We start from the raw sequence: 23,005 nt of genomic DNA, 5'->3' as shown, positions 1-23,005 counted from the left end.
CAAACCGTCAGGCCGTGCCGTCCGTCTGACCCGTGTCCCCGGCGTGCCGGCGTCGTGCGCGCTCCAGGGCGGCGTCGAAGTCGCGCTGTGTGTCGTCGCACCAGTGCAGCAAGTCGGTGAGGACGTGCTGCAAGGTCTCGCCGGGGCTGCGGTGCCAGCCCTCGGCGGAGAGGGTGTACGTCCGGAGGGCCTCGTTGGCGCGGGTGACCGCCGCGTCGTGCGCCTGTGGCGTTGCCATGCTCGGATCTCCTGTCGAAGCGGTCCGTCCTGTGCTGACGGCCGGACCTGACGCCGTCCCAGAAAACTATAATGGACTGCATATTTGGAGTAGAGTGCATTTCTCGGCCGTCGACTTTCCGGGGCGGGGCGGCACTTCATGAGGGAACCGGGGGCACACATGGCCACGGCAACGCACGAGCTGCGTACGGTGACGGCCGTCCGGTATGTGACCCCGCTCAGGAGCGGCGGCTCGGTCCCCGGCATCGTCGAGGCCGACGACCTGGGGACGTACGTCGTCAAATTCACCGGCTCGGCGCAGGGGCGCAAGGCGCTCGTCGCCGAGGTCATCGTGGGGGAGCTGGCGCGACGACTCGGGCTGCGGGTACCGGAGTTGGTGCTGGTGCAGTTCGACCCCGCGGTGGCCGAGGCGGAACCGCACCAAGAAGTGCAGGACCTGCTGCGCTCCAGTGCGGGACTCAACCTCGGGATGGACTACCTGCCGGGAGCTGCCGACGTCACGCCGCACGCGCCGCACGCCGATCCGGTGGAGGCCGCCAGGATCATCTGGCTGGACGCGTTCACCGCCAATGTGGACCGTACGGTGCACAGCTCGAACCTCATGGTCTGGCCGACCTCCGGTCACCAGGAGCCCCGCTTGTGGCTCATCGACCACGGTGCCGCGCTCGTCTTCCACCACAGGTGGGAGAGCGCGGCGGACGCGGTGGGGAAGGCCTACGACTTCCGTCATCACGTGCTCGGCTCCCCGTTCCCGGACGTGGCGGCGGCGGACGCCGACCTCGCGCCCCGGGTGAGTGCACGGCTGTTGCGCGAGGTCGTCGCGGCCGTCCCGGACGAATGGCTCCGCGAGGAGCCGGGCTTCGCCACGCCGGACGAGGTCCGGGATGCCTATGTCGCCCACCTCGCGGCGCGCGCGAAAGTCTCCGCCCGGTGGCTTCCGGGGAACGTCCGCGCGGACGGGCAGCTCGGTGCATGAACTCCCATGAGCAGCGCGGTCAGGGTCCTTCCATGAGCGAAGGGCTGCGGGAGCGCAAGAAGCGGCGGACACGGCAACACCTTTCCGAGGTGGCCATCGGCCTGTTCGTGGAGCGTGGCTTCGACCGGGTCACCATCGCCGAGGTCGCGGCGGCGGCCGAGGTCTCGGTCAACACCCTCTACAACTATTACGAGGCCAAGGAAGATCTCGTCCTGCCCCCGGACGAGGCCTCCCCGCAACGGCTCGCCGATATCGTGCGCGCCCGGCAGCCCGGGGAGTCCGCGGCCCGGGCCGTGCTCGCCCACCTCCGGGACGAACTGCGCCGCCGCGACCGCACCGTGGGCCTGACCGCGGGCTTCGGACCGGTCTTCGCCATGATGCGGGCCGCCCCCACGCTCACCGCCCGCCTGGAGGACCTCGGCCGGCAGATGACCGAGGCACTCGGCGTCGTCCTGGCCGAGGAGACCGGGGCCGGGCCGGACGACCAGACGCCGCGCGCGGTGGCCTCCCAGATCGGGTGGTTCCACTCGCTGGTCTACAGCGAGATCGGCCGACGCCTCGTGGCGGGCGAAAAGCCGGACACCATCGCGGCGGCCGTGCTGGAGCTCCTCGATCTCGTCGAGGAGCTGCTGGGGGAACGCACGCTCACCTACGCCCTCCGCAGGGACTCGTCACCTTCTGCTTGACGGGTCTTCCGGGGCGGCTGCGGGCGGGCCGCCCGGATCCGCGAAGACGCCCTCCAGCATCCCGGTGGCCTGGCCCACCTCGATCAGATGGCCGTCCGGATCGCGGAGGTAGCAGCGGATCTCGGCCTTGCGGTCGATCGGCTCGGTCAGGAACCGCGCGCCCTTGGCGACGGCCTGCTCGTAGAAGGCCGCGATGTCGGCCACCCGTACGTTGAGGAACGCCGACACCGGGTCGCCGGGCTCGGGCGGGGTGAGGGTGACCTCGGGCTTGTCGGGGGTCGGGCCGCCGCCGGGGTTCATGATGATCCAGCCGTTGGCGATCTTCACGATGCAGGGGTTCTCGGCCAGCACCACCTCACCGCCGAACACCTCCGCGTAGAAGCGACGGGACACGGCGACGTCCCGCACGGTCAGGAAGTGGGTCAGGACGAGCCCCTGAGCGGGTGTCGGCCAGTCGTCGTGCTGCGTCATCAGGTGCTCCCTTCGGCGGGGCTGGGCGCGCTGTCGTTCCCCGTGGTGCTGTCGAAGCCGTCCGGCGCCCGTGCGCCAACCCCGTGTACGTCCCACACCGTGGCGGGCCGCCCGCTACCGGACGGCGTTCCAGCGCTCCGGATCGATCTCCAGCGCCGCCCGGTCCCATCCGGCCCGGTCGGCGGCTGCCTCGTAGGTGCTGTACAGGAAGCGGGAGAGCGTCCGGTCGGGGTCATCGGCGCCGCGCACCGTCTCGTACGGCAGCAGGAACTGACCGTTTTCCCGGCTGTAGAACGCCTCGGAGGGGGCCACCGGAGCGTCCGCGAAGCCGTCCGGTTCGGGGTAGGCGTAGGCGTAGAAGGCGCCCTCGTCCCCGCCGCCGGGCCAGAATCCGCAACTGCTCAGCTCGCGGGAGTAGCCCTCCACCATGACCCAGTCGCCGCAGTTCGGCGCGCCGCCGGGGTGCCGGGGGGCGCCGCGCCCGGAGAAGCGGGTGCAGGCCAGGTCCATGGCGCCCCAGAAGAAGTGGACCGGGCTGACCTTTCCGGCGAAGGCGCTGCGGAATTCCCCCAACACCCGGTTGGCCTGGAGGAGTTGACGCCAGAACAACTGCGCCGCACGCGGGTCGTAGGTGTGGTGCCGGTAGTCCTCCGCGAACGGGATCGCCGGCTCGATCTCATTGGGATGCCCCTGGATCGTGGTGGGGACGTCCAGCTCCTCCAGGGCCCGCAGGACACGGGCGTGGAAGTCGGCCACCGGCATGGATTCCAGCGTGATGCGGCGGGTGCCGCCGTCGCTGGTGCGCAGGTGCAGCGTGTGGTCGAGGAAGTCGAATTCGATGTCGAAGGCGCCCGTGCCGTGCGGGACGGCGGAGGTGGTCAGTCCGCGCGGGCTGACGTAGAGCGTCACCTGCCACCAGTGGTTGACGAGCGGCGCGTGCGCCAGCCGGACCTTGCCGACGATCTGGGTCCACATGTGCAGCGTCTCGCGGGTGTCGGTCCAGTCGGCCACCCGCAACTGCGGCCACTCCGTACGTGTGCGGGAGGTGTGCGTTGTCGCCATGGTTCCTCCGCTCCGTGGCGTCGGACGCTCCAGGGCAGGACGCTCCAGGGCTGGACGTTCCTCGGCGGGACGTCTCCCCGGCACGGCACCCCGGGCGGGCCCGTGCAGGCCGGGGCGGTCGGGGGACCGGTGACGGAGCCGGACCGGCGACACAGCCGGACCTGCGCGGTGTGTCACCGCCCGGCCGCCACGCCGTTCCGACGGCGGTGGGCCGCACCCCCGTCCGCTCTCCACCTTGCCCAGGGCCCGTGACCTCCGGCAACTCGGCACCGGCGGGTCAGGCCGGTGCCGGTGCCGGTGCCGGGTGCGTGGTGCCTGGCGACGCCCGCCCGTGGTGTGCGGGCCCGCCCTCCGTACGGGCCCGTACGCCGGCCGGAGCCGGTACGGGGCGGGCATCGCAGTGCCGAGCCTCGTGCCGAGGCCGCGTTGGTCGCTTACGCGGCGGGAGACGGCACGCCCCCGGATGCGGAGTGCGGAGTTACGCCGCCGCGCCGGGTGTCAGGGAGGTGACGCCGAACTCGTCGCCGCAGACCTGCAGTCCGGAGGCGCGAGCGGTCATCGACTCCTTGGAACCGGGCGGGTACGCCTGCACCGAGGCCCCGGCCGGCCAGCAGCCGGAGCCCTTCGTCCCCTCGGCGATCGTGTGCAGCACCGCGTGGGCGCTCTTGCCGGGAGCGAGCGTGACGGCCGCGCCCGCCGCGCCCTGCCGGGTGGCCGGCTTGCCGACCGACTGCCCGTTCTTGGCCAGCAGCGAGACCCCGGGGAAGCCGCGCAGGGTGCAGGACGCCTTGCCGCTGTTGGTGAAGGTCAGCGCGTAGCGGATGTTGCCCGCGCCCTGGTCGGGCTGCCCCAGCGACATGCGCAGCGACGCCGCGGTGCAGCGGTTCGACGAGTGGTCCGTGGACGCGGCGCCCCGTGCGGCGGTGGGCTGCCCCGAGTCCACCGATCCGCCGGTGTGCTGCGCACCGGCACCGGTGCCGCCCCCGTTGGCACCGGACGCCGCGCCCGAAGAGCTGCTGTTCGAGGCGGCGGACGACGGGCTCTTCGCGCTGTCGGGCTTGCCGTCCTGGCACGCCGTGAGCGCGGCCGCGGCCGTCACGGCGAGCAGCGCGGCAGCGAGGGTGCGGGTGTGGCGGGGGGAGGGCTGGGGGGACATGGTGCTCCTGATCTTCGAGCCTGGCAGATGAGCTGTACTGCACTCGGGTACCTGCCCCCTGGGGGACAGGCGCCACAACACCCCTGACGCGTACGGCGGTCAGGTGGGGCCGGGTGTTGCGGCGAGCAGGGACTACCCTTCCGGCGATCACTGTCGGTTCACTAACGGAGCGCTAACGTCCGGCTGCCGCGGTGCGGTGCCGATCCCTCACGCCCCCGGAGCGCCCGTCCGGAGCCCGTCCATGACCAGGTCGAGGAGGCGGCCGGCGCGTGACTGCCAGTCGCTGTGCGGGTCGATCTGCCAGAGGCCGGCGATGGCGAGGACGAAGTCGTCGGGCGTCACGTCGGGGCGGATGGTGCCGGCCTCCTCGTTCGCCTTCAGGAGGAGGGCCACGGCCGAGGTCACCGGGCCGTGGCCCAGACCGGCCAGGCTGCCGCGGGCGCTGGTGGCCTTGCGCATGGCATCCGCCAGGCCGGCCTTGGCCATGGCGTACTGGGCGAGCCGGTCCATCCACTCCCGCAGGGCCTGCTCGGGTGCGCGGGTTTCGAGCAACTGGGAGGCGGCGTCGGCGACCTGCTGCACCTCGTAGCGGTAGACCTCCAGGACGAGTGACTCGCGGTTGGGGAAGTTCCGGTAGAACGTTCCTTGCCCGACGCCTGCCTTCTTCGCGATCGCGCTCAGCGGGGCGTCCGCGGAGTGCGTCAGCTCCGCCAGTGCCACCTCCAGGATGCGCTCGCGATTCCGTTGCGCGTCCGAGCGCAGGGGTGCGTCCTTGTGCTGCTGCACTCGTCCTCCTTCCGGCGATCACGGGAAAGCCGGTCTTGCTAACCGGACAGTTGTCCGGTAGTTTCAATGGAGTGGACAGTTGTCCGCTTAGGTCCACCATAGCGGCAGATACGGCCGGAGTGGTGGTCGGTGACGGGGGTCGGTGAGGGGTGACCGGGGTGCCCGCCGCCGGTCCGTCTCCTGTCGCCCCCCCGCCGTGGCCGCCGAGCTGACGCCGCCCGCACAGAGCCGTCCTGTACAGAGCCCTTCCTCCCTGACTGCCCGTGAGGTTCCCGCCCGGCGCTCCCGGTTCCGCGGCACGGGACCGTCCGACTTCCGAGGGACCCGCCGGCATCAGGCCCGCGCCCCGACGCCCGCCGCGCCTGACACACGCGAAAGAAGGCTGACCATGGCCCCACCGACGTCCAGCGCCGTCACCCTGCGCATCAACGGCGAGAAGCACACGCTGCCCGTCGATCACCGCACCACCCTGCTCGACGCGCTGCGCGAGCAGCTCGATCTGACCGGCACCAAGAAGGGCTGTGACCAGGGCCAGTGCGGCGCCTGCACGGTGCTGCTCGACGGGCGCCGGGCGGTGTCCTGCCTCCAGCTCGCGGTCGCCGCCGAGGGACGCGAGATCACCACCATCGAGGGGGTGGCGGACGGCGAGCGGCTGCATCCGGTGCAGCAGGCCTTCCTCGACCTCGACGGCTACCAGTGCGGCTACTGCACGCCGGGGCAGATCTGTTCGGCCCTCGCGGTGATCGAGGAGCATGCGGCCGGCTGGCCGAGCGCTGTGACCGCCGATGTACGGCCCGAGGCGGGCGTGCCGGCGCTCACCGCCGACGAGATCCGGGAGCGGATGAGCGGCAATCTGTGCCGCTGCGGCGCATATGTGTCGATCGTCCAGGCGGTGGCCCGGGCGGCCGAGGCCGCGGGCGCCCCGGCGGTGCCGCGGCAGGGGACCGGCCCGGGCGACGCCGGCGCCCCGGCGGACGGGGAGGCGGCGGCATGAGGGAGTTCGGCTATCGGCGGGCGCACGACGTCCAGGGGGCGGTCGCGCTGCTCGCTGCCGAGCCCGAGGCGCGCCTGCTCGGCGGCGGCACCAATCTCGTCGACCTGATGAAGACCGGGGTGGAGCGGCCCGCGCTGCTCATCGACGTACAGGACCTCCCCCTCGACCGGATCGAGGTCACCCAGGACGGGGGTCTGCGCATCGGCGCGACGGTCACCAACAGCGCACTCGCCGCCGATCCCGAGGTCCGGCGCCGCTATCCGGCGCTGGCGCAGGCCGTGCTGTCCGGTGCCTCGGGGCAGTTGCGCAACATGGCCACGGTCGGCGGCAATCTGCTCCAGCGCACCCGCTGCGGCTACTTCACCGATCCGGCCGCGGCGTGCAACAAGCGCGTCCCGGGCGCCGGCTGTCCGGCCATCGAGGGCGAGCACCACAACCACGCGATCCTCGGGGCCTCCGGGCACTGTGTCGCCGTGCACCCCTCGGACATGGGGGTGGCACTCGCCGCCTTCGACGCCGTCGTCGGGTACGAAACGGCAGACGGGCCAGGAGAGTTGCCCCTGGCAGAGTTCTACCTCCCGGTGGGGGACACCCCGCATCTGGAGACCGCGCTGCCGTCCGGCGCGCTGATCACCGCCCTCCGACTCCCGCCGGCTCCGGTCGCCGCCGTCTCCCGTTACCGCAAGGTGCGCGAGCGCGCCTCGTACGCCTTCGCGATCGGCTCGCTCGCCGCCGCCCTCGACGTCCACGACGGCACGGTCCGCGAGGTCCGGCTCGCCTTCGGGGCGGTGGCGTCCCGGCCGTGGCGGGCCCGGACGGCCGAGCGGGTGCTGACCGGGGGGCCGGCGAGCGCCGAGGCGTTCGCCGCCGCCGCGGATGCCGAGCTGGCGGCCGCCGAGGCGCTGCCCCACAACGGCTACAAGGTGACGCTGATGCGCAACCTCGTCGTCGCCCTGCTGACCGAGCTCACCGAGGAGGCCACGCGATGACCACGACGACCACGGCAACCACCGCGGCGACGGGGGCCGTCGGCGTCGCGCACACCCGCGTGGAGGGCCTGGCCAAGGTCACCGGCGCGGCGCGCTACGCCGGGGAGATCCCCTTCGCCGAACTCGCCCACGGCTGGCTGGTGTTGTCCACCATCGCCCGCGGGCGCATCATCGCCGTGGAGTCCGCCCCCGTGCTGGCGATGCCCGGAGTGCTCGCCGTGCTCCACCACGGCAACGCCCCGCGCGTGGACGGCAACTACACCGGGCCCCTCGGGGCGCCCGACCCGGTCGTCCAGGTCTTCCAGCACGACCGGGTGCCGTACGCCGGCTGGCCGGTGGCGCTGGTGGTCGCCGAGACGCCCGAGCAGGCGAGGGAGGCCGCCGAGAGGCTGGTGGTCCGCTACGACCAGGAGCCGCACGAGGTCGCGTTCGCCACCGGGCATCCGGACAGGTACACGCCGGAGAACTCCCCGCAGTCCCCGGCGGAGACCGAGAAGGGCGACCAGGCGGCCGAACTCGCGGCGTCCGCCGTGGTGGTGGACGCGCAGTACACCACTCCCGAGGAGCACCACCACCCGCTGGAGCCGCATGCGGCGATGGCGCGCTGGGACGGCGGCCGGCTGGAGGTCGTCGACTCCAACCAGGGCAGCAGATTCGTGGCGGAGGAACTCGCCCAGCTGTTTTCCCTGGACCCGGCCTCGGTGCGGGTACGGTCCGAGCACGTCGGCGGCGGCTTCGGCTCCAAGGCCCTGCGCCCGCACCAGGTGCTCGCCACCATGGCGGCGACCGTCCTCCAGCGCCCGGTCAGGGTGGTCCTGACCCGCCGTCAGATGTTCTCGGTCGTCGGCTACCGCAGCCCCACCGCGCAGCGGATCAGACTCGGCGCCGACGCCGACGGACGGCTGCGCGCCTTCGACCACCAAGGGGAGTCCGTCACCTCGACGGTGCACGAATTCATCGAGCGCAGCGCCGACCTGGGGCGGGTGATGTACGACGCCGCCGCGCACCACACCGTCAACCGCGTCGTACGGCTCGATGTGCCGACCCCGAGCTGGATGCGTGCGCCGGGCGAGGCGCCGGGCTCGTTCGCGCTGGAGTCCGCGCTCGACGAACTCGCCGAGAAGTGCGGACTGGACCCGATCGAGCTGCGGGCCCGCAACGAACCGGCGGCGGGCCCGGTCTCCGGTCTCCCGTTCAGCAGCCACAAGCTGCTCGCCTGCTTCGAGGAGGGCGCCCGCCGATTCGGCTGGGCGGACCGGGACCCGCGTCCCGGCCGGCGGCGGGACGGGCGCTGGCTGCTCGGCACCGGCACGGCGGCGGCACATTTCGGCGCGCGGGCCGCCCCGTCCACGGCGTCCGTGACGGCGGAAGCGGACGGCGACTTCACCGTACGGATCGCCGCGGCGGACATCGGGACCGGCGCGCGCACCGCGCTGACCCTGATCGCCGCGGACGCGCTGGAGGTGACGCCGGAGCGCATCCGGATGCGGATCGCGGACAGCGACTTCGGCCCGGCGATGATCGCCGGCGGCTCGATGGGCACCCGCTCCTGGGCCTGGGCGGTCACCACCGCGGCGCGCGAACTGCGCGAGCAACTCGCCCTGGGCGGCGGGATACCCCCGCAGGGGATCACGGTGCGCTCGGACACCACCGCCGCGATCGCCGCGCTGGCCCAGAAGGAACGGCACGCCTTCGGGGCCCAGTTCGCCGAGGTCGCCGTCGATGTCACGAGCGGTGAGGTCCGCGTACGCCGGATGCTCGGCATCTTCGCCGCCGGCCGCATCGTCAATCCGCTCACCGCCCGCAGCCAGTTCATCGGCGGCATGACCTGGGCACTCTCCATGGCGCTGCACGAGGAGGCGGTCCGGGACCGGGCCTCTGGCGCCCCGGTCGGGGCCGACCTCGCCGGCTATCACGTCGCCGCGCACGCCGACGTACCCGCCATCGAGGCGGACTGGGTCGACGACCCCGACGAGGACGACCCGGTCGGCATCAAGGGGATCGGTGAGATCGGGATCGTCGGCGGTGCGGCGGCGATCGCCAACGCGGTCTGGCACGCGACCGGGGTGCGCCACCGGGACCTGCCGATCCGCCCCGACCGTGTCCTGCTGGCGGGAGGCGGCGACCGCGCCGCCGGCTGAGCCCGTCCGGACGTCCGCGGTGCCGCCGCTCCGCCGGACCACGAACCACGAGGAGACCACGATGCTGGACATCGCCGACGAGCTGACCCGCTGGGTCGAACAGGGCCGGGACTTCGCCGTCGCCACCGTCGTGGCCGTCGGCGGCAGCGCACCGCGCCGGCCCGGCGCCGCCCTCGCCGTCGACAGCCGGGGCACGGCTCTCGGCTCGGTCTCCGGGGGCTGTGTGGAGGGGGCCGTCTACGACCTGTGCGTCCAGGCGCTCAGCGACGGAGTGACGGTCCGCGAACGGTTCGGCTACAGCGCCGAGGACGCCTTCGCGGTGGGGCTGACCTGCGGCGGGGAGATCGAGGTCCTGGTCACGCCGGTGGCGGCGGCCGCGCCGGACCGGGGGGTGTGGGCGGCGGCGCTGTCGGCCGCCGCCAAGGGCACGGCGGCGGCCCTCGCCCGGGTCGCCCGGGGCCCGTCCGAACTCCTCGGCAGACCGCTGCTCGTCCACCCCGACGGGACGTACGAGGGCGGTCTCGGCGGACCACCGGAGCTGGACCGCGCGGCGGCGGAGCAGGCCCGCGCGCTGCTCGACGCCGGGCGCACCGGGAGCTGCGACCTCGCGGAGGACGGATCGCGCTGCGAACCCGCCGTGACGCTGTTCGTCGAATCGAGTGCCCCACCGCCCCGCATGATCATCTTCGGTGCGGTCGACTTCGCCGCGGCGCTGGTGCGCGCCGGCAGGTTCCTCGGCTACCACGTCACCGTGTGCGACGCCCGCCCCGTCTTCGCCACCCGGGCCCGCTTCCCCGAGGCCGACGAGCTCGTCGTCGAGTGGCCGCACCGCTATCTCCAACGCACCGAGACCGACGGCCGCACGGTGCTGTGCGTGCTCACCCACGAGGCCAAGTTCGATATCCCCCTGCTGGAGGTGGCCCTGCGGCTGCCGGTCGGGTTCGTCGGCGCGATGGGCTCACGCCGTACCCATGAGGACCGCAACCGCCGACTCCGCGAAGCCGGCCTCACCGCACCCGAACTCGCCCGGCTCCACTCCCCGATCGGCCTCGACCTGGGCGCCCGTACCCCCGAGGAGACCGCCCTGTCCATCGCGGCGGAGATCGTCGCGGCCCGGCGGGGCGGCACGGGCGTGCCGCTGACCGGCTCGCGGCGACCGATTCACCATGACGCGGACCAGCGGGGATCCGGTGCGGCCGGGTCACCCGCCGCGGCCTGACGCCCACCCGGCCGCACGCCCTAAGGGCGGCGGCTGATACGACCGGGCCCCGACCGGGCAGGGATCCGTACATGACCGTCCTCGTCGGAACCTCCGGCTGGCAGTACAAGGACTGGCGTACGGTCCTCTACCCGCCCGACCGGCCGCAGCGGCTGTGGCTGGAGGAGTACGCGCGGCACTTCGCCACCGTCGAGAGCAATGCCGCCTTCTACCGGCTGCCCGAGGAGAAGACCTTCGCCGACTGGCGGGAGCGGACCCCCGACGGGTTCGTGATGGCCGTCAAGGCAAGTCGCTACCTCACCCACATCAAGCGGCTGCGCGATCCCGAGGAGCCGGTCGGGCGGCTGATGTCGCGGGCCGCCGCCCTCGGCCCCCGGCTCGGCCCCGTCCTGCTCCAACTGCCGCCCACCCTGCCCGCGGACGCCCGGCTGCTCGACACCTGCCTCGGCTGCTTCCCGGCCGGCACACGGGTGGCGGTCGAACCCCGGCACGATTCGTGGTGGACCGCGGAGATCCGTACGGTGCTGGAGCGGCGGGGCGCGGCGCTGTGCTGGGCCGACCGCGGCTCCCGGCCCGTGACGCCGCTCTGGCGGACCGCCGACTGGGGGTATCTGCGCTTCCACGCGGGCCGTGCGGAACCCTGGCCGCGCTACGGCCGACAGGCGCTCACCACCTGGGCGCGGCGGCTCACCGACACCTGGCCGGAGCGGGCCGACATCTATGCGTACTTCAACAACGACGTGTACGGCGCGGCCGTCCTGGACGCCGCGCACTTCGGCCGCGCCGTCGCGGCCGCCGGCCGCCGTGTGAGCCGTACGCCGACCGGGCGTGGCGCCGCTGGCTGACCACGGTGCCGGGATATATCTGCGCGGGTACCGCAGGGCGAGGAAGCGAGGTGAGAACACGGATGATCCGCCGACATGTGGTGGTCTCCGGGGACGTACAGGGGGTGTTCTTCCGCGACACCTGCCGGCGCACGGCCGAGGAGCACGCCGTGGCCGGCTGGGTGCGCAACCGCCCGGACGGGACGGTGGAGGCCGTGTTCGAGGGGCCGCCCGAGAGGGTGCAGAAGCTGGTGGACTGGGCGCACGACGGCCCGCCGCTGGCCACTGTCGACGCCGTCTCCGTCCAGGAGGAGGAACCGGAGGGACTGACGGGCTTCGCCGTCCGCTAGCTGCCCGAAGTTTCGGTAGCCGCTCGCTCACCGGCTCCCAACAATCGCGCCGGCCGGTGCCCGGCCGCCACACCGTGCTCAGAGGAAGTCGATCTCCGAGGTCAGCCGTACCCCGGTGCGGCGCAGGACCTCCTGGAAGACGATGTCGATCGCCTCGGTGAAGCCGGCGGCGCTCGCGCCCTCGTCGGCGACCAGCGTGTAGTGCAGCGAGGACAGCCGGACGCCCGGCACGATCGGGCGGCGCAGCTCGAAGCCGGCCTGCCGGATGAGCCAGCTGGCACTGACCCGCACCGAGCCGTCGGGGAAGTGGTTCACCGGAGCGTTCTGCGCCCGCAGGCTGTCGGCCTGGGCGGGGGAGATCTCGGGGCTGAGGAACACACTGCCGACCGACCGGTCGTCGGTGCCGCTGCAGCCCAGCACCATGCCCTTGCTCCGCCGGACGGCCAGCACCGCCTGCGCCACCTCCTCCAGGGGGACCCGGGTCCCGACCGGCACGCCGAGCTCGGCGGCGACCGTACGGTAGCCGACCGGCGCGCTGAGTTCGGACCGGCGCAGCGCGAAGACCAGGGTCAGCAGCGTCCAGCGGCGGGAGCGCTTGAAGACGCTGGTGCGATGGCCCAGCCCGCACGCCGCGGCATCCATGGTGACCATACGGCGCAACGTCCAGTCCCACGCGGTCACTTCCACCAGGGTGTCGGCGGTCTCCTGACCATAGGCACCGACGTTCTGGACCGGCGTGGCGCCGGCGGTCCCCGGAATGCCCACCAGCATCTCCATACCGGTGAGGCCCTCGGCGATGGTGGTGTCGACCAGGTCGGAGAGCAGATGACCGGCCTGCACCTCGACCCGCACCCGGCCGTCCGCCGTGTTCCCCGCCATCCGTACGCCCTTGGTGCTCATCCGCAGCACGGCGCAGTCGCATCCGGCGTCGCCGACCAGCACATTGCTGCCCTCGCCCAGGCAGACCGGCTCGCCGGGCAGGGTGTCGGCCAGCGCGACGAACTCGGGGAAGTCCGCCGGATCGTGCAGCTCCATCAGGGCCGCGGCCGGTCCTCCGATGCCCAGTGTCGTCATCGGGGCAAGCGGTACCGCGTGAGTGACTCGCATAGGGTCCTGTTTCTCCTGGATGCCGTTCCGTGTCAGAGGGGGGCGCGGTCGCGCAGCGGCGGGGCTCGGCCCGCGCTCAGTCCGTGCCGACCACGGGGAGCTCGCGCGTACGTGCACTGTATGCGCGCGCCGCCGACCTGCCGAAGGCGTTCATGGTGTCCGGCCCTGGCACACCGCCGGTGGCCGGCCCGCATGCAGCAGATCGTCCGCCCGTTGCACGATCTCGCGCGCCACCGCGCTGTCGTACCGCAGAAACCTCCGGCGCAGGCTCATCAGCCGGGTGTGGGCGCGCTGTGAGGTGACGTTCCCGGTCAGCGCCAGCGCGTCCGCGGTGGCCTGCGCCGCACCGTCGAGCTCACAGCGCGCCAGCCGTGCCTCGGCCAGCGAGGCGCTGTGCAGCAGCAGGTTGCGCGGCTGGCTGCCCTTGAGCATGTCGATCCCGCGGGTCAGATGGGACTCCGCCCGCTGGGGGCGCCCCAGCTCCAGCCAGGCCCGTCCGGCGTCGGCCACCATGACCGCCGGGGTGAGCCAGTACGCCCAGGGCGGCTCACAGGAGGGCCGGCCGGCCCGGCTGAGCTCGGCGGCCTCCTCCAGGGCGCGTTGACAGCCCGCTTCGTCGCCGAGGCTCGCATGGGCTCTGGCCTCGCGGGTGGCCAGCAGCGCCTGGCCGATGCCCATGTCCTCGTGCGCCGCCCCCTTGCGGGCGATGCGGCTCAGCCGCAGCGCCTCCTCCGCCCGGCCGGCCCAGCCGGCGCGGTAGCTCATGCAGGAGATGATGTACGCGGCGAGCGGCCGGTCGCCGGCGGCACGGGCGGCGCTCAGCGCGTTCAGAAAGCGCGTGGTGCTCAGCGCGTCCATGCCCTGATCGGCGGTCAGCCACGCGGTGAGCTGGCCGAGCTCGGCGATGATGCGGTGCAGTTGCAGCCCGGTCTCGGCGCCGTAGGAGTACTTGGCGGCCAGCTTCTGCGCCCACTGCAGGTCCTGGAGCGCCCAGTCCAGTACGAGTCCGCTGCTGGCGCTGTCGTCGAGCTGACGCAGCTGCTGGATCCGGACGGTCAGCATGCCGACCGCGGCATCGGGGACCTCGTCGCCGCGGCTGCGCGAGGGCGGTGGCGCGTCGTCGGTCACCAGCCAGTCCACCGATGCCGTCAACGGGTCCTGATCGGAGGGCAGAGGGAGGGGTGCCACCGGACGATGGGCGGGGCCCTGGGGGAGCGGCGGGGTGCCGGCCGGGAAGTGCTGGGGCCACAGCGCCTCGACCGCGATCGGCTCACCGAGCTGCTCGGAGAGGATCCGGGCGACGATGTGCGGCAGCCGGCGGCGGGGGCAGGAACCCTTCAGCCAGTTGTAGGGGGCCTTGCTGCTGATGGTGCCGCTGCCGCAGCGTCTGTTGATCTCACGGGCCAGCCGCTCCGGCGGCCAGGATAATCGCGCCAGACACGAGGCTAAGAAGGAAGTATCGGTCATCTGCGGACACCTTCGGCCGCGGCTGCCCTCGGCGCCGGTGCACTGGTCGCCGGAGCGGGGACGGCCGCTTCCGGCGACTGCCCGGCCGGTCCCCGGGTGAGGCCGGACCTGAGCCGGATCGGGCCGACGGTGTGCATAGCTGCTTTCCACGCTCCCCTGCCAGAACTACCGGTGCGTACAAGGCATGCCCCGGGGCGGGACACGGAATCTGTGACGACAGCCACAGCTCTTGCCCGGGCGATGCAGTCGCACTTCCAGTGCGGGAAGTGCGGCTTCGCGGCCTCAGACGCGGGCCGGCTGCCGGGTCGGCGGGGCGTCGTCCGGCACCGAGGACGGGTGCAGCGCCCACCAGTACAGCGCGACGCCGACGGCCAGGACGGCGACCGCGAACAGGAAGGGCGCGGCGAACGACCCGGTCACGTGCGCCAGCCGGCCGGTGAGCAGCACACCGCCGGCGGTGGCCGCCGTATTGAGGAAGTTCATCAGCCCGCTGACCGCCCCCACCGTCCCCGGCGGGGCGAGCAGGCCGGGCAGGCTCCAGGCCACGGGCGCGGCGATCGCCAGCCCCGCGAGGGAGGCCGACATCCAGCAGACCGCGACCGCCGGCGAGGCCGCGCTCCCCGCGGCGCCGATGGTCGCGCCGAGCGCCAGCCCGCAGGTCAGTACGGCTTTGCGCACCCGCCACGGATGACGGCCCCGGCGCACCAGCCGGTCCACCAGCCAGCCACCGAAGGCGAGTTCGGCCACCGTCGCCACCGCCCACGGAATCATCGAGTACAGGCCGGACTGCAGCAGCCGCACGTGGAACTGCCGTTGGAGGAACTCCGGCATCCAGGTCAGCACGATGTTGATGGTGTAGCCGTAACAGGCGAAGCCGCAGGACAGGATCCAGATCCTGCCGGAGCGCAGCGCCACGAGGAACTGCCGGGCGCCGCCCCGGTCGGTGTCCCGCGCCCCGCCCGCAAGGATGAAGTCCCGCTCTGCCGGACGCAGTGAGCGCAGCGCGGAAGGGTCCCGGTAGCCCCACCACCACACGGCGGTGAACAGCACACTGACCGCGGCGCTGAACAGGAACCCGGCCCGCCAGCCCCACTCGCTCATCACGAGGGCGAGCACCGGGAAAGCGATCATGTTGGCGAGCTTGGTCGCTCCGTCGAACAGAGCCGTCGCCATGCCGCGCTCACCGACCGGGAACCAGGCAGCGGTCGCCTTGGAGGCGCCGACCATCGACGGCCCCTCGGCCACCCCGAGCAGCAGCCGGGCCACGATGAGCGGGCCGACCCCACTGGCCACGGCGGTCAGCAGGCCGGCAACGGCCCATAACGCCGAGGCGATCCGGGTGAGCCGGGAGACGCCCAGGAGGTCGACCAGCATCCCGGCGGGTAACTGGACCAGGCAGTACGACCAGGTGAAGGCCGACAGGACCACCCCGAGTTGCTGGAGATCCAGCCCGAAGTCCTCGGCGATCGAGGAGCTCGCCACCGATATCGCCGTGCGGTCGAGGAAGTTGACGACGATACCGCCGGCCAGCAATCCGCCGATCGCCCAACGGGTGCGTCCACGGGGTTCCACGAGCGTGCGTCCGCCTTTCCTGGTGCGTCCGTCGCCGGTTACCGGGACGGCCCTCGGATGTCCGGGCCGGAGGTCCCGCCGGGCACAGCGGTCCGCTGACGAACGGACCGGACGGCCCGAACCGACCGGCGGGACGCCCGGATTCCGGGCGGACGCTACTCCTGTGGCAGCGGCCGGCAGCCGCGGGGTGTCGAGAATTGGCGGTGTCCGGTCAGGAGGCTGCCGTCGCCTCTCCCCGCCGGGTGGGCGACGCCGCGCACCCCACGCGTCGAAACAATGGCCGAAATTCGGGGCAGGGCCCTGGCACGGTGCGCACCGTCCCAGGGCCAACGCCCCTGCGGGCCTCCCCCTGGGAGACGACTAGGAGACGATTACGTGACGACGTCCCGCACGGGCTTGCCCGCCAGATGGTCGAGGACGTTCTGTACGGCGGCCAGGGCGATGCGGACGAGCGTCTCGCGGGTGACGCCCGCGACATGCGGGGAGAGGACCACGTTCGGGGCCTTGAGCAGGCGCAGGGCCGCCGTGGGCGGTTCGGGGTCGAAGACATCGAGGCCGGCGCCGGCGAGGGTGCCGGCCTCCAGCGCGTCCGCGAGGGCGTCCTGGTCGATGAGGGCGCCGCGGGCGGTGTTGATGACGAACGCGGTCGGCTTGACGAGGGCGAGGCGCTCCGCGTCGAGAAGGTGGCGGGTCCGCTCGGTGAGCGGGGCGTGCAGGCTGATGTAGTCGGCGGTGCGCAGCAGTTCGTCGACGCTCAGATGACGGGCGCCGCCGAGCCGGGCCGCGTCCTCGGGCGCGAGCGGACTCGGCCCGGCATAGACGATGCTCATGTCGAACGCGACCGCGCGCCGGGCCACTTCCGTACCGATCTGGCCGAGCCCGATGATGCCGAGGGTCTTGCCGGACAGTTCGGTCAGGGACTGCTGGAGGCGGGGCAGTGCCCAGTCGGCCTCGACCAGGGCGGTGTGCGCGGGGACCAGTTGCTTGGCGAGGGCGAGCATCAGGGCGAAGGTCTGCTCGGCCACGTTCTGCTTCTCGGCGCTGCTGGAGCCGATGGTGCAGACCGGGACGGAGCGCGCGCGGGCCGCGTCCAGATCGACGTAGTCGAAGCCGTGGCTGGCGCACTGGACGAGTTCCAGATCCGGCGCGGCGGCGAGGTGTGCGGCGGTGACCGGGCTCAGACCGGTGATCAGGACATTCGCCGCGCGCAGGGCCGCGGGGTCCTCGTCGGCCGTCTCGACGACCGTGACCCGGGCCTGCCCGGGGAAGAGACCGGTCAGCGCGGCGCCGGCGGTACGGCCGCCGACGTGCGGGGAGATGACGGCGAGGACATTCTTCACCGGCCGCGTCCCGGGGTCCGCGGCCGGATCTGTCGTGGGGGTCATGCGGGCTCCTCGATGAGGTCGTCGGCGGTCAGGGTGGTGGGGCGGGAGTGCCCGGACAGGGCGAGCGTCAGATCGAACTCGGCGAGCAGACAGCGGATGACGTGCTCCACGCCGGCCTGGCCGTCGAGGCCGAGACCGTAGGCGTAAGGGCGCCCCACCAGCACCGACTTCGCGCCCAGGGCCAGCGCCTTCAGGATGTCGTCGCCGGTGCGGATCCCGCTGTCGAAGAGGACGGTCAGCCGGTCCCCGGCCGCCTGCGCGACCCGGGGCAGTGCGTCGGCGGCGGCGACCGAGCCCGCCACCTGGCGGCCGCCGTGGTTGGACACCACCACCCCGTCCATACCGGCCTCGGCGGCCAGCAGCGCGTCCTGCGGGTGCAGGATGCCCTTGAGGACGATCGGGCCGTCCCAGTTCTCGCGAAGGAAGGCCAGGTCCGGCCAGGTCTTCGCGGGATCGGCGAACATCCCCACGAAGTGCATCACGGCCGCGTCGGGGTCCTCGTGCACCGGCTTGGCGAGCCCGGCGGTGAACGCCGGGTCGGTGAAGTAGTTGGCGGTGCCCACGCCGCGCAGGAACGGGAGGTACGCCTGGTCGAGATCGCGTGGCCGCCAGGCGAGGAGCGGGGTGTCGAGGGTGACGAACAGCGCGGTGAAGCCCGCTGCCTTCGCCCGGTGCAGAAAGCTCCGGGTCACCTCGCGGTCCTTCGCCCAGTACAGCTGGAACCAGCGCTCCCCGTCTCCCATCGCCTCGGCGACCTGCTCCATGGGGGTGCTGGAGGCGGAGGACAGGATGTACGGCACGCCCAGCGCGGCGGCGGCCCGGGCGGCGGCGGGCTCGGCGTCCGGATGCATCAGCGACAGCACGCCCACCGGAGCCAGCGCGAGCGGCGCGGGCAGCGAGTGGCCCAAGACCTCCACGGACAGGTCGCGTTCGGCCACGTCCCGGAGCATCCGCGGGACGATCCGCCGGCGGTCCAGTGCGGCCCGGTTGGCGTCGGCGGTGCTGCCGGTACCCGCGCTGCCGGCCACATAGCCGACCGGGCCGGGGCCGAGCCGCTGCTCGGTGAGCTCCTCCAGCCGCGACAGATCGGTCGGCAGCCGTGGGACGGCGCCCGTCATCCCGCGGAGATAGATCTCGTACTGAAAGTCCGCCCAGTGCTTCGCCATCCGTACGTCCCGCCTCTCGTTCGCTGAGACCGCATGCTCACCGAGATCCTGGCGACAGTGACAAGGCCCGTCCACCACGGTGCGCACAACGCGCGGCTGACATCATCACCCTGTGATGAAGGAACGGGAGCGCAGCCGGCGTGCCTCGGTCGGTGCCCTGACCGCGCGGGCGGCCCGGCTGGGCAGTCAACTCCCGTGCCTTTACTGCCTGTTGGTGGCGGAGCCGGTTCGCGGAACCCGCCCTACGGCCCGTCCTGACCGTCCTTATTGGCCTTGAGCTTCTTCCACACCGCGCTCAGCGCTTCGAGGTCCTCCTCGTCGAGGAGGTCGGTGAACACCGGTGCCAGGCAGCTGCGGCGGGTGGCATCGGCCTCCTGGAAGAGCTGATGGCCCTCCGGCGTGAGCGACACCTCGACGGAGCGTGCGTCACGCGCCGAGGGGGTGCGGACGACCAGCCCACGGCTCTGCAGGGCATCGACCACGCGGGAGACCTGGCTGCGGCTGAGCATGGTGCTGTTGCCGAGCACGGAGGCCGGGACCGGGTCCGGGCTGGAGGCGAGCCAGAGCATCACCTCGAACCAGGAGACCGGCAGATCATGGGCCTTGCTCAGGGCGCGGTCCACGCGTTCGGTCAGCACGGTCCCGGCCCAGACCAGCCCGTAGAAGGCGTAATCGGCCGCCGGCATCTCGGTCTGGGTGAGCTTCCTCTTCGCCATGCGGGCAAGACTACCGTTTGCGTGTACGCACACATAATGCTTAAGGTGTGTGTACACGCACTTAACTTGCTCCTCGCAGCAGACCGAAAGGCCTCACCACCATGGCTTCCACCTCGTCCACCTCCTCTGCCACCGCTTCCGCCGCTCGCAAGATTGCTCTGATCACCGGTACGTCCTCCGGCATCGGCCTGGCCGCGGCGATCGCCGCCGCGCGGGCCGGCTGGCAGGTCGTGGCGACGCTGCGGGACACCGGCCGTGCGGGGGCGCTGCGCACGGCCGCCGCCGAGGCGGGGGTGGAGCTCGATGTCCGGCAGCTCGACGTCACCGACGAGGCCTCCGTCGCTGCTGCGGTCAGCGGGGTGATCGCCGACCACGGCCGGCTGGACGCGGTGATCAACAATGCCGGTGCCGGGCACCTCGGCACCCTGGAGAACGAGTCGGTGGCCGACGTCCGCGCGGTCATGGAGGTCAACTTCTTCGGCGTGCTGCATGTGTCGAAGGCGGCGCTGCCGCATCTGCGCGCGACCGGTGGCCGTCTGATCACCGTCACCAGCGTCGGCGGGGTCGTCGGTCAGCCCTTCAACGAGGCATACTGCGCGGCCAAGTTCGCCGTCGAGGGCTACATGGAGAGCCTGGCGCCGGTCGCGGCCACCCTCGGGGTGTCCGTGTCCGTCGTCGAACCGGGCGCCGTGGCCACCGAGTTCGTCAACAACATCGGGATCGATCTGCAGGCCGAGGTCGACGCCGCGGGCCCGTACGCGAAGCCGCTGCGGGCCTACCTGGACCGCACCACCGCGCAGTTCCTCAACGGCGCACAGTCCCCGGCCGAGGCCGCCGAGGCCGTAGTGGAGGCGCTCACCGCGGACCGGCCCGCGTTCCGGATCCACACGTCGGACTGGGCGCGCGGCTTCACCGGCACCAAGCTCGCCGACCTGGACGGCTCGGCGGTGCTCGGCCTCACGGCCCAGTGGGTGAGCTGACCACTTTCGCGGCCCTCTGTTCGTCACCTGCGTTTCGCACCCGGAATCCGCGCGGCTTTCCGGTCCGGTCACTCCGGGAGGCTTTCCGGCCCGGCCGATCGGCGCGGAATCAAGCTGAAGAGATTGCCAGGGATTCCCCATAATCCCCGCCGCATTTGGTTGCGGAGCGGGAAAATTCGCCGCGGTCGTCGCCGGTGCGCCGCGGACTGCCACTTCGGTGCGCGGTCCGTGCCCGCACCGGCGCCGCGCTCGCCCCGGGAAAGCTGTGCCCAGCACGCATTTCCCTCTCTTCCTCTCGCTTCTCTCGGTCCGGCAGGCAGGGGCCGGGGCCGAATCCGCGCCCGCGGCGGAGGTCACCGCGCGACAGTCGCCGCACAACCCACCTCCACCAGCCCCTGATTGACCGGTGCAGGAGCGCCCCGGGAGCCGCCCGACCTGCCGTGTCGCCGCTGCCGTTCCCCGGACCGCATGACGTCGCCGTAACCGGAATTTCCGGAGCTATACGGAACGAACTGAACGTTTCGGGACTGTCCGGAACGCCCGTCGAGTGACGCCTCTTCGGAGAGCGACATCACAACTCGCTTTCATATCGTTGTTGGTTCGATTCTTGACGAATGTGCCGTGGGTGACGTTCACTTCAGCAGTTCTGGGCCGGTCAGGAGGCCCCTTTGGAGGTACCGGGAATGAATGCAATAATGCGGCGCGCCCTCACCGGCGCGATGGCGCTTTCGCTCGCAGCGCCCTTGGCGGCCTGCGGAAGTGATCATCAGGATGCCGGTGCGGGCAAAGACACCGTCGGTCTGCTGCTCCCGGAAAACAAAGCGGCCCGCTACGAGAAGTTCGACCGCCGTATCATTTCGGCACGCATTGCGTCCCTCTGCCTCGAATGCAAAGTCGACTACCGCAATGCCGAGCAGCAGGTCGATGCCCAGAAGAGACAGTTCGAAGCCCTGGTGACGAAGGGCGTCAAGGTCATCATCCTGGACCCGGTCGACGCCGAGGCGGCCAAGAGCTGGGTGGACTCGGCCGCGAAGAAGGGCGTCAAGGTCATCGCGTACGACCGGCTCGCCGAGGGCGATGTCGCGGCCTATGTCTCCTACGACAACGAGAAGATCGGCCGGCTCCAGGGGCAGGGAATTCTCGCCGCGCTCGGCTCGCAGGCGGCCGCCTCCGACGTCGTCATGATGAACGGTTCGCCGACCGACCCGAATGCGCCGTCCTACAAGAAGGGCGCCCATCAGGTCCTTGACGGCAAGGTCCACAAGATTGTTTACGAGAAGAGCATCCCCGACTGGTCCGCGGCGAAGGCAAAGAAGGAGATGGGCGACCTCATCGACGCTCGCGGAGCGGCGGGATTTGACGCGGTCTACTCCGCCAACGACGGCATGGCGGGCGGCATCGCCGAGGCGCTGAAGTCCGCCGGCATCAAGAACGTGGTGCTCGGCGGTCAGGACGCCGAACTCCCCGCTCTGCAGCGGCTGGTCGCCGGCACTCAGTCCTTCACCATTTACAAGGAAGTCCGGCCGGAGGCCGAAACCGCCGCCGAAATCGCGTTCCGCCTCCTGCGCGGGAAGAGCATCACGTCCTTCACCTCGACCACCGCCCAGAGCAAGAGCAAGTCCGGTATCCCCGCGCAGCTCTTCAAGGCGCAGATCGTCACCCGTAAGAACATGAAGGACACCGTCGTCCGCGACGGCGTCGTGCGCACCGACCTGCTCTGCGCCAACGGCCTCAGCGCCCAGTGCAAGTCCCTCGGCCTGAACTGAGCGCACACCGGCCCCCTTCGGTAGGTGCCGGATTTCTCAGGTGATGACCGCCCCGTCGACAGCCGATGCCGGCAAGCCCGGCATCCGGCCGCCGACGGGGCGAAGCCGTGTGCGGGGCGAAGCCGTCTGTGGGGCGAAGCCGTCTGTGGGGCCCGTCCCCCGTACGCGGCTTCCGTCCCCGTACGCGGCGACCGGCGCAGCGGGCCCGTCCGCCTCCCTCAGCGCGACCTGGCGGCGCCGCCCACCGCCTCGACCAACGGCAGCATCCGGTGCGGCACCCGCTCGCGCAGCGCCACCTCCGTACGGGTGCGGACCACGCCCGGCATGCTGATCAGCTGCTGGATCACATCCTCCAGATGCGCCGCGTCCCGGGCCACCACCCGGGTCAGCAGATCCCCGCCGCCGGTCGTCGAGAACGCCTCGATGATCTGCGGCACCTCCGCCAGTGCGTCGGCCACCTCCTCCAGATGCCCCTGGGTGACCTCGATATGGACGAAGGCCAGTACGGGGTGGTCGAGCGCGGCCGGGGACAGTCGGGGGCCGTACGCGGTGATCACACCGTCCCGTTCGAGGCGGTCCAGGCGCGCCTGCACGGTTCCCCGGGCGACCCCGAGGAGGCGCGCGTACTCCCGCACACTGGTGCGCGGCTGCTCCAGCAACAGCCGAAGGATCTTGGCGTCCAGCGCATCCACGGCCATGGCCCCAGGGCTCCTCACGGTCGGCGAAATCTGCTGATGACGCTACCAATGGCTCAGAGATGTGGGTAATGGCTGGGCCAGTGGTCCTGCTTTGCTTCCAAGGGTCCGTCCCGGCCGCCTGGTGCCGATCCGCGGGAAGAGGCCGCCGATGGCCGCACTCCCGCCAATGGCCCCCTTCCGGCCCCACGGAACCGGCACTCTCTATACCAATGGCACAGCGATTCCAGCCCCTGTTGAGCAAGCTGTCGTAGTGATGC

Annotated in this window: 22 protein-coding genes; 10 read left to right on the top strand and 12 right to left on the bottom strand. The window is 72.0% G+C overall.

The window, feature by feature from the left end; translation table 11 throughout:
- Positions 1–7: 7 nt before the first annotated feature.
- Positions 8–238, bottom strand: a complete 231-nt coding sequence (locus EST92_RS06235; protein ID WP_129279930.1) for a hypothetical protein — start codon at positions 236–238, stop codon at positions 8–10.
- A gap of 159 nt (positions 239–397) precedes the next feature.
- Here EST92_RS06235 and EST92_RS06230 point away from each other — a divergent pair, with 159 nt between their 5' ends.
- A complete protein-coding gene (locus EST92_RS06230) occupies positions 398–1,213 on the top strand; it encodes a HipA family kinase (protein ID WP_129279929.1) in 816 nt (271 codons plus the stop codon).
- A gap of 32 nt (positions 1,214–1,245) precedes the next feature.
- A complete protein-coding gene (locus EST92_RS06225; protein WP_129279928.1) occupies positions 1,246–1,899 on the top strand; it encodes a TetR/AcrR family transcriptional regulator in 654 nt (217 codons plus the stop codon).
- On the opposite strand, the gene EST92_RS06220 is transcribed toward EST92_RS06225, so the two are convergent.
- The 4 genes from EST92_RS06220 to EST92_RS06205 form a co-directional block, all read right to left on the bottom strand.
- Positions 1,885–2,370, bottom strand: coding sequence for a VOC family protein (locus tag EST92_RS06220; protein WP_129279927.1), 486 nt, complete (start codon positions 2,368–2,370; stop codon positions 1,885–1,887). The genes EST92_RS06225 and EST92_RS06220 overlap by 15 nt on opposite strands.
- 114 nt (positions 2,371–2,484) lie before the next feature.
- A complete protein-coding gene (locus EST92_RS06215; protein ID WP_129279926.1) occupies positions 2,485–3,432 on the bottom strand; it encodes a DUF5996 family protein in 948 nt (315 codons plus the stop codon).
- 478 nt (positions 3,433–3,910) lie between these two features.
- Entirely contained in the window at positions 3,911–4,588 is a 678-nt protein-coding gene (locus EST92_RS06210; protein WP_129279925.1) for a DUF4232 domain-containing protein, read from the bottom strand.
- Between the two features lie 207 nt (positions 4,589–4,795).
- Entirely contained in the window at positions 4,796–5,374 is a 579-nt protein-coding gene (locus EST92_RS06205; protein WP_129279924.1) for a TetR/AcrR family transcriptional regulator, read from the bottom strand.
- Positions 5,375–5,762: 388 nt separating this feature from the next.
- Between EST92_RS06205 and EST92_RS06200 the strand changes: the two genes are divergently transcribed.
- The 6 genes from EST92_RS06200 (at position 5,763) to EST92_RS06175 (ending at position 11,891) form a co-directional block, all read left to right on the top strand.
- Complete coding sequence (locus tag EST92_RS06200; protein WP_129279923.1) at positions 5,763–6,368, top strand: 2Fe-2S iron-sulfur cluster-binding protein; 606 nt, start codon at positions 5,763–5,765, stop codon at positions 6,366–6,368.
- Positions 6,365–7,357: a xanthine dehydrogenase family protein subunit M gene (locus EST92_RS06195; RefSeq protein ID WP_129279922.1), complete on the top strand. Its 993-nt coding sequence runs from the start codon at positions 6,365–6,367 to the stop codon at positions 7,355–7,357. The genes EST92_RS06200 and EST92_RS06195 overlap by 4 nt, the downstream gene beginning before the upstream one ends.
- Complete coding sequence (locus EST92_RS06190) at positions 7,354–9,498, top strand: xanthine dehydrogenase family protein molybdopterin-binding subunit (protein ID WP_129279921.1); 2,145 nt, start codon at positions 7,354–7,356, stop codon at positions 9,496–9,498. The genes EST92_RS06195 and EST92_RS06190 overlap by 4 nt, the downstream gene beginning before the upstream one ends.
- A gap of 61 nt (positions 9,499–9,559) precedes the next feature.
- Positions 9,560–10,717, top strand: coding sequence for an XdhC/CoxI family protein (locus tag EST92_RS06185; protein WP_129279920.1), 1,158 nt, complete (start codon positions 9,560–9,562; stop codon positions 10,715–10,717).
- A 71-nt stretch (positions 10,718–10,788) separates the two neighbouring features.
- The gene (locus EST92_RS06180) at positions 10,789–11,562 is read left to right on the top strand and encodes a DUF72 domain-containing protein (RefSeq protein WP_129279919.1); all 774 of its coding nucleotides are present in this window, start codon (positions 10,789–10,791) and stop codon (positions 11,560–11,562) included.
- A gap of 62 nt (positions 11,563–11,624) precedes the next feature.
- Positions 11,625–11,891 (top strand): acylphosphatase, encoded by a 267-nt coding sequence (locus EST92_RS06175; protein ID WP_174243940.1) that lies wholly within the window; start codon positions 11,625–11,627, stop codon positions 11,889–11,891.
- Between the two features lie 78 nt (positions 11,892–11,969).
- On the opposite strand, the gene EST92_RS06170 is transcribed toward EST92_RS06175, so the two are convergent.
- The 6 genes from EST92_RS06170 to EST92_RS06145 all read right to left on the bottom strand — a co-directional run bounded on the left by EST92_RS06170 (position 11,970) and on the right by EST92_RS06145 (position 19,304).
- Positions 11,970–13,115, bottom strand: coding sequence for a UDP-N-acetylmuramate dehydrogenase (locus EST92_RS06170; RefSeq protein ID WP_275540844.1), 1,146 nt, complete (start codon positions 13,113–13,115; stop codon positions 11,970–11,972).
- Between the two features lie 33 nt (positions 13,116–13,148).
- A complete protein-coding gene (locus tag EST92_RS06165; RefSeq protein ID WP_129279917.1) occupies positions 13,149–14,465 on the bottom strand; it encodes a hypothetical protein in 1,317 nt (438 codons plus the stop codon).
- 282 nt (positions 14,466–14,747) lie between these two features.
- Positions 14,748–16,037 (bottom strand): MFS transporter, encoded by a 1,290-nt coding sequence (locus EST92_RS06160; protein ID WP_174243939.1) that lies wholly within the window; start codon positions 16,035–16,037, stop codon positions 14,748–14,750.
- Positions 16,038–16,408: 371 nt separating this feature from the next.
- Positions 16,409–17,422 (bottom strand): NAD(P)-dependent oxidoreductase, encoded by a 1,014-nt coding sequence (locus EST92_RS06155; RefSeq protein ID WP_129279916.1) that lies wholly within the window; start codon positions 17,420–17,422, stop codon positions 16,409–16,411.
- Entirely contained in the window at positions 17,419–18,588 is a 1,170-nt protein-coding gene (locus EST92_RS06150) for a lactate 2-monooxygenase (protein WP_129279915.1), read from the bottom strand. Before EST92_RS06150 ends, EST92_RS06155 begins: the two co-directional genes overlap by 4 nt.
- 242 nt (positions 18,589–18,830) lie before the next feature.
- A complete protein-coding gene (locus tag EST92_RS06145) occupies positions 18,831–19,304 on the bottom strand; it encodes a MarR family transcriptional regulator (protein WP_129279914.1) in 474 nt (157 codons plus the stop codon).
- A 101-nt stretch (positions 19,305–19,405) separates the two neighbouring features.
- Here EST92_RS06145 and EST92_RS06140 point away from each other — a divergent pair, with 101 nt between their 5' ends.
- Together EST92_RS06140 and EST92_RS06135 are read left to right on the top strand one after the other, a co-directional pair.
- Complete coding sequence (locus EST92_RS06140) at positions 19,406–20,284, top strand: SDR family oxidoreductase (RefSeq protein ID WP_129279913.1); 879 nt, start codon at positions 19,406–19,408, stop codon at positions 20,282–20,284.
- A 683-nt stretch (positions 20,285–20,967) separates the two neighbouring features.
- Positions 20,968–22,050, top strand: a complete 1,083-nt coding sequence (locus tag EST92_RS06135) for a substrate-binding domain-containing protein (RefSeq protein WP_129279912.1) — start codon at positions 20,968–20,970, stop codon at positions 22,048–22,050.
- A 218-nt stretch (positions 22,051–22,268) separates the two neighbouring features.
- Here EST92_RS06135 and EST92_RS06130 read toward each other — a convergent pair whose 3' ends face one another.
- Positions 22,269–22,748: an Lrp/AsnC family transcriptional regulator gene (locus tag EST92_RS06130; protein ID WP_129279911.1), complete on the bottom strand. Its 480-nt coding sequence runs from the start codon at positions 22,746–22,748 to the stop codon at positions 22,269–22,271.
- Positions 22,749–23,005 lie beyond the last annotated feature (257 nt).

The sequence above is a fragment of the Streptomyces sp. TM32 genome (assembly GCF_004122755.1).
GTDB classification, from domain to species: Bacteria; Actinomycetota; Actinomycetes; order Streptomycetales; family Streptomycetaceae; genus Streptomyces; species Streptomyces sioyaensis.
Note: the sequence above shows the minus strand (reverse complement) of the source record. Positions and strands in the feature narration are given on the sequence as shown.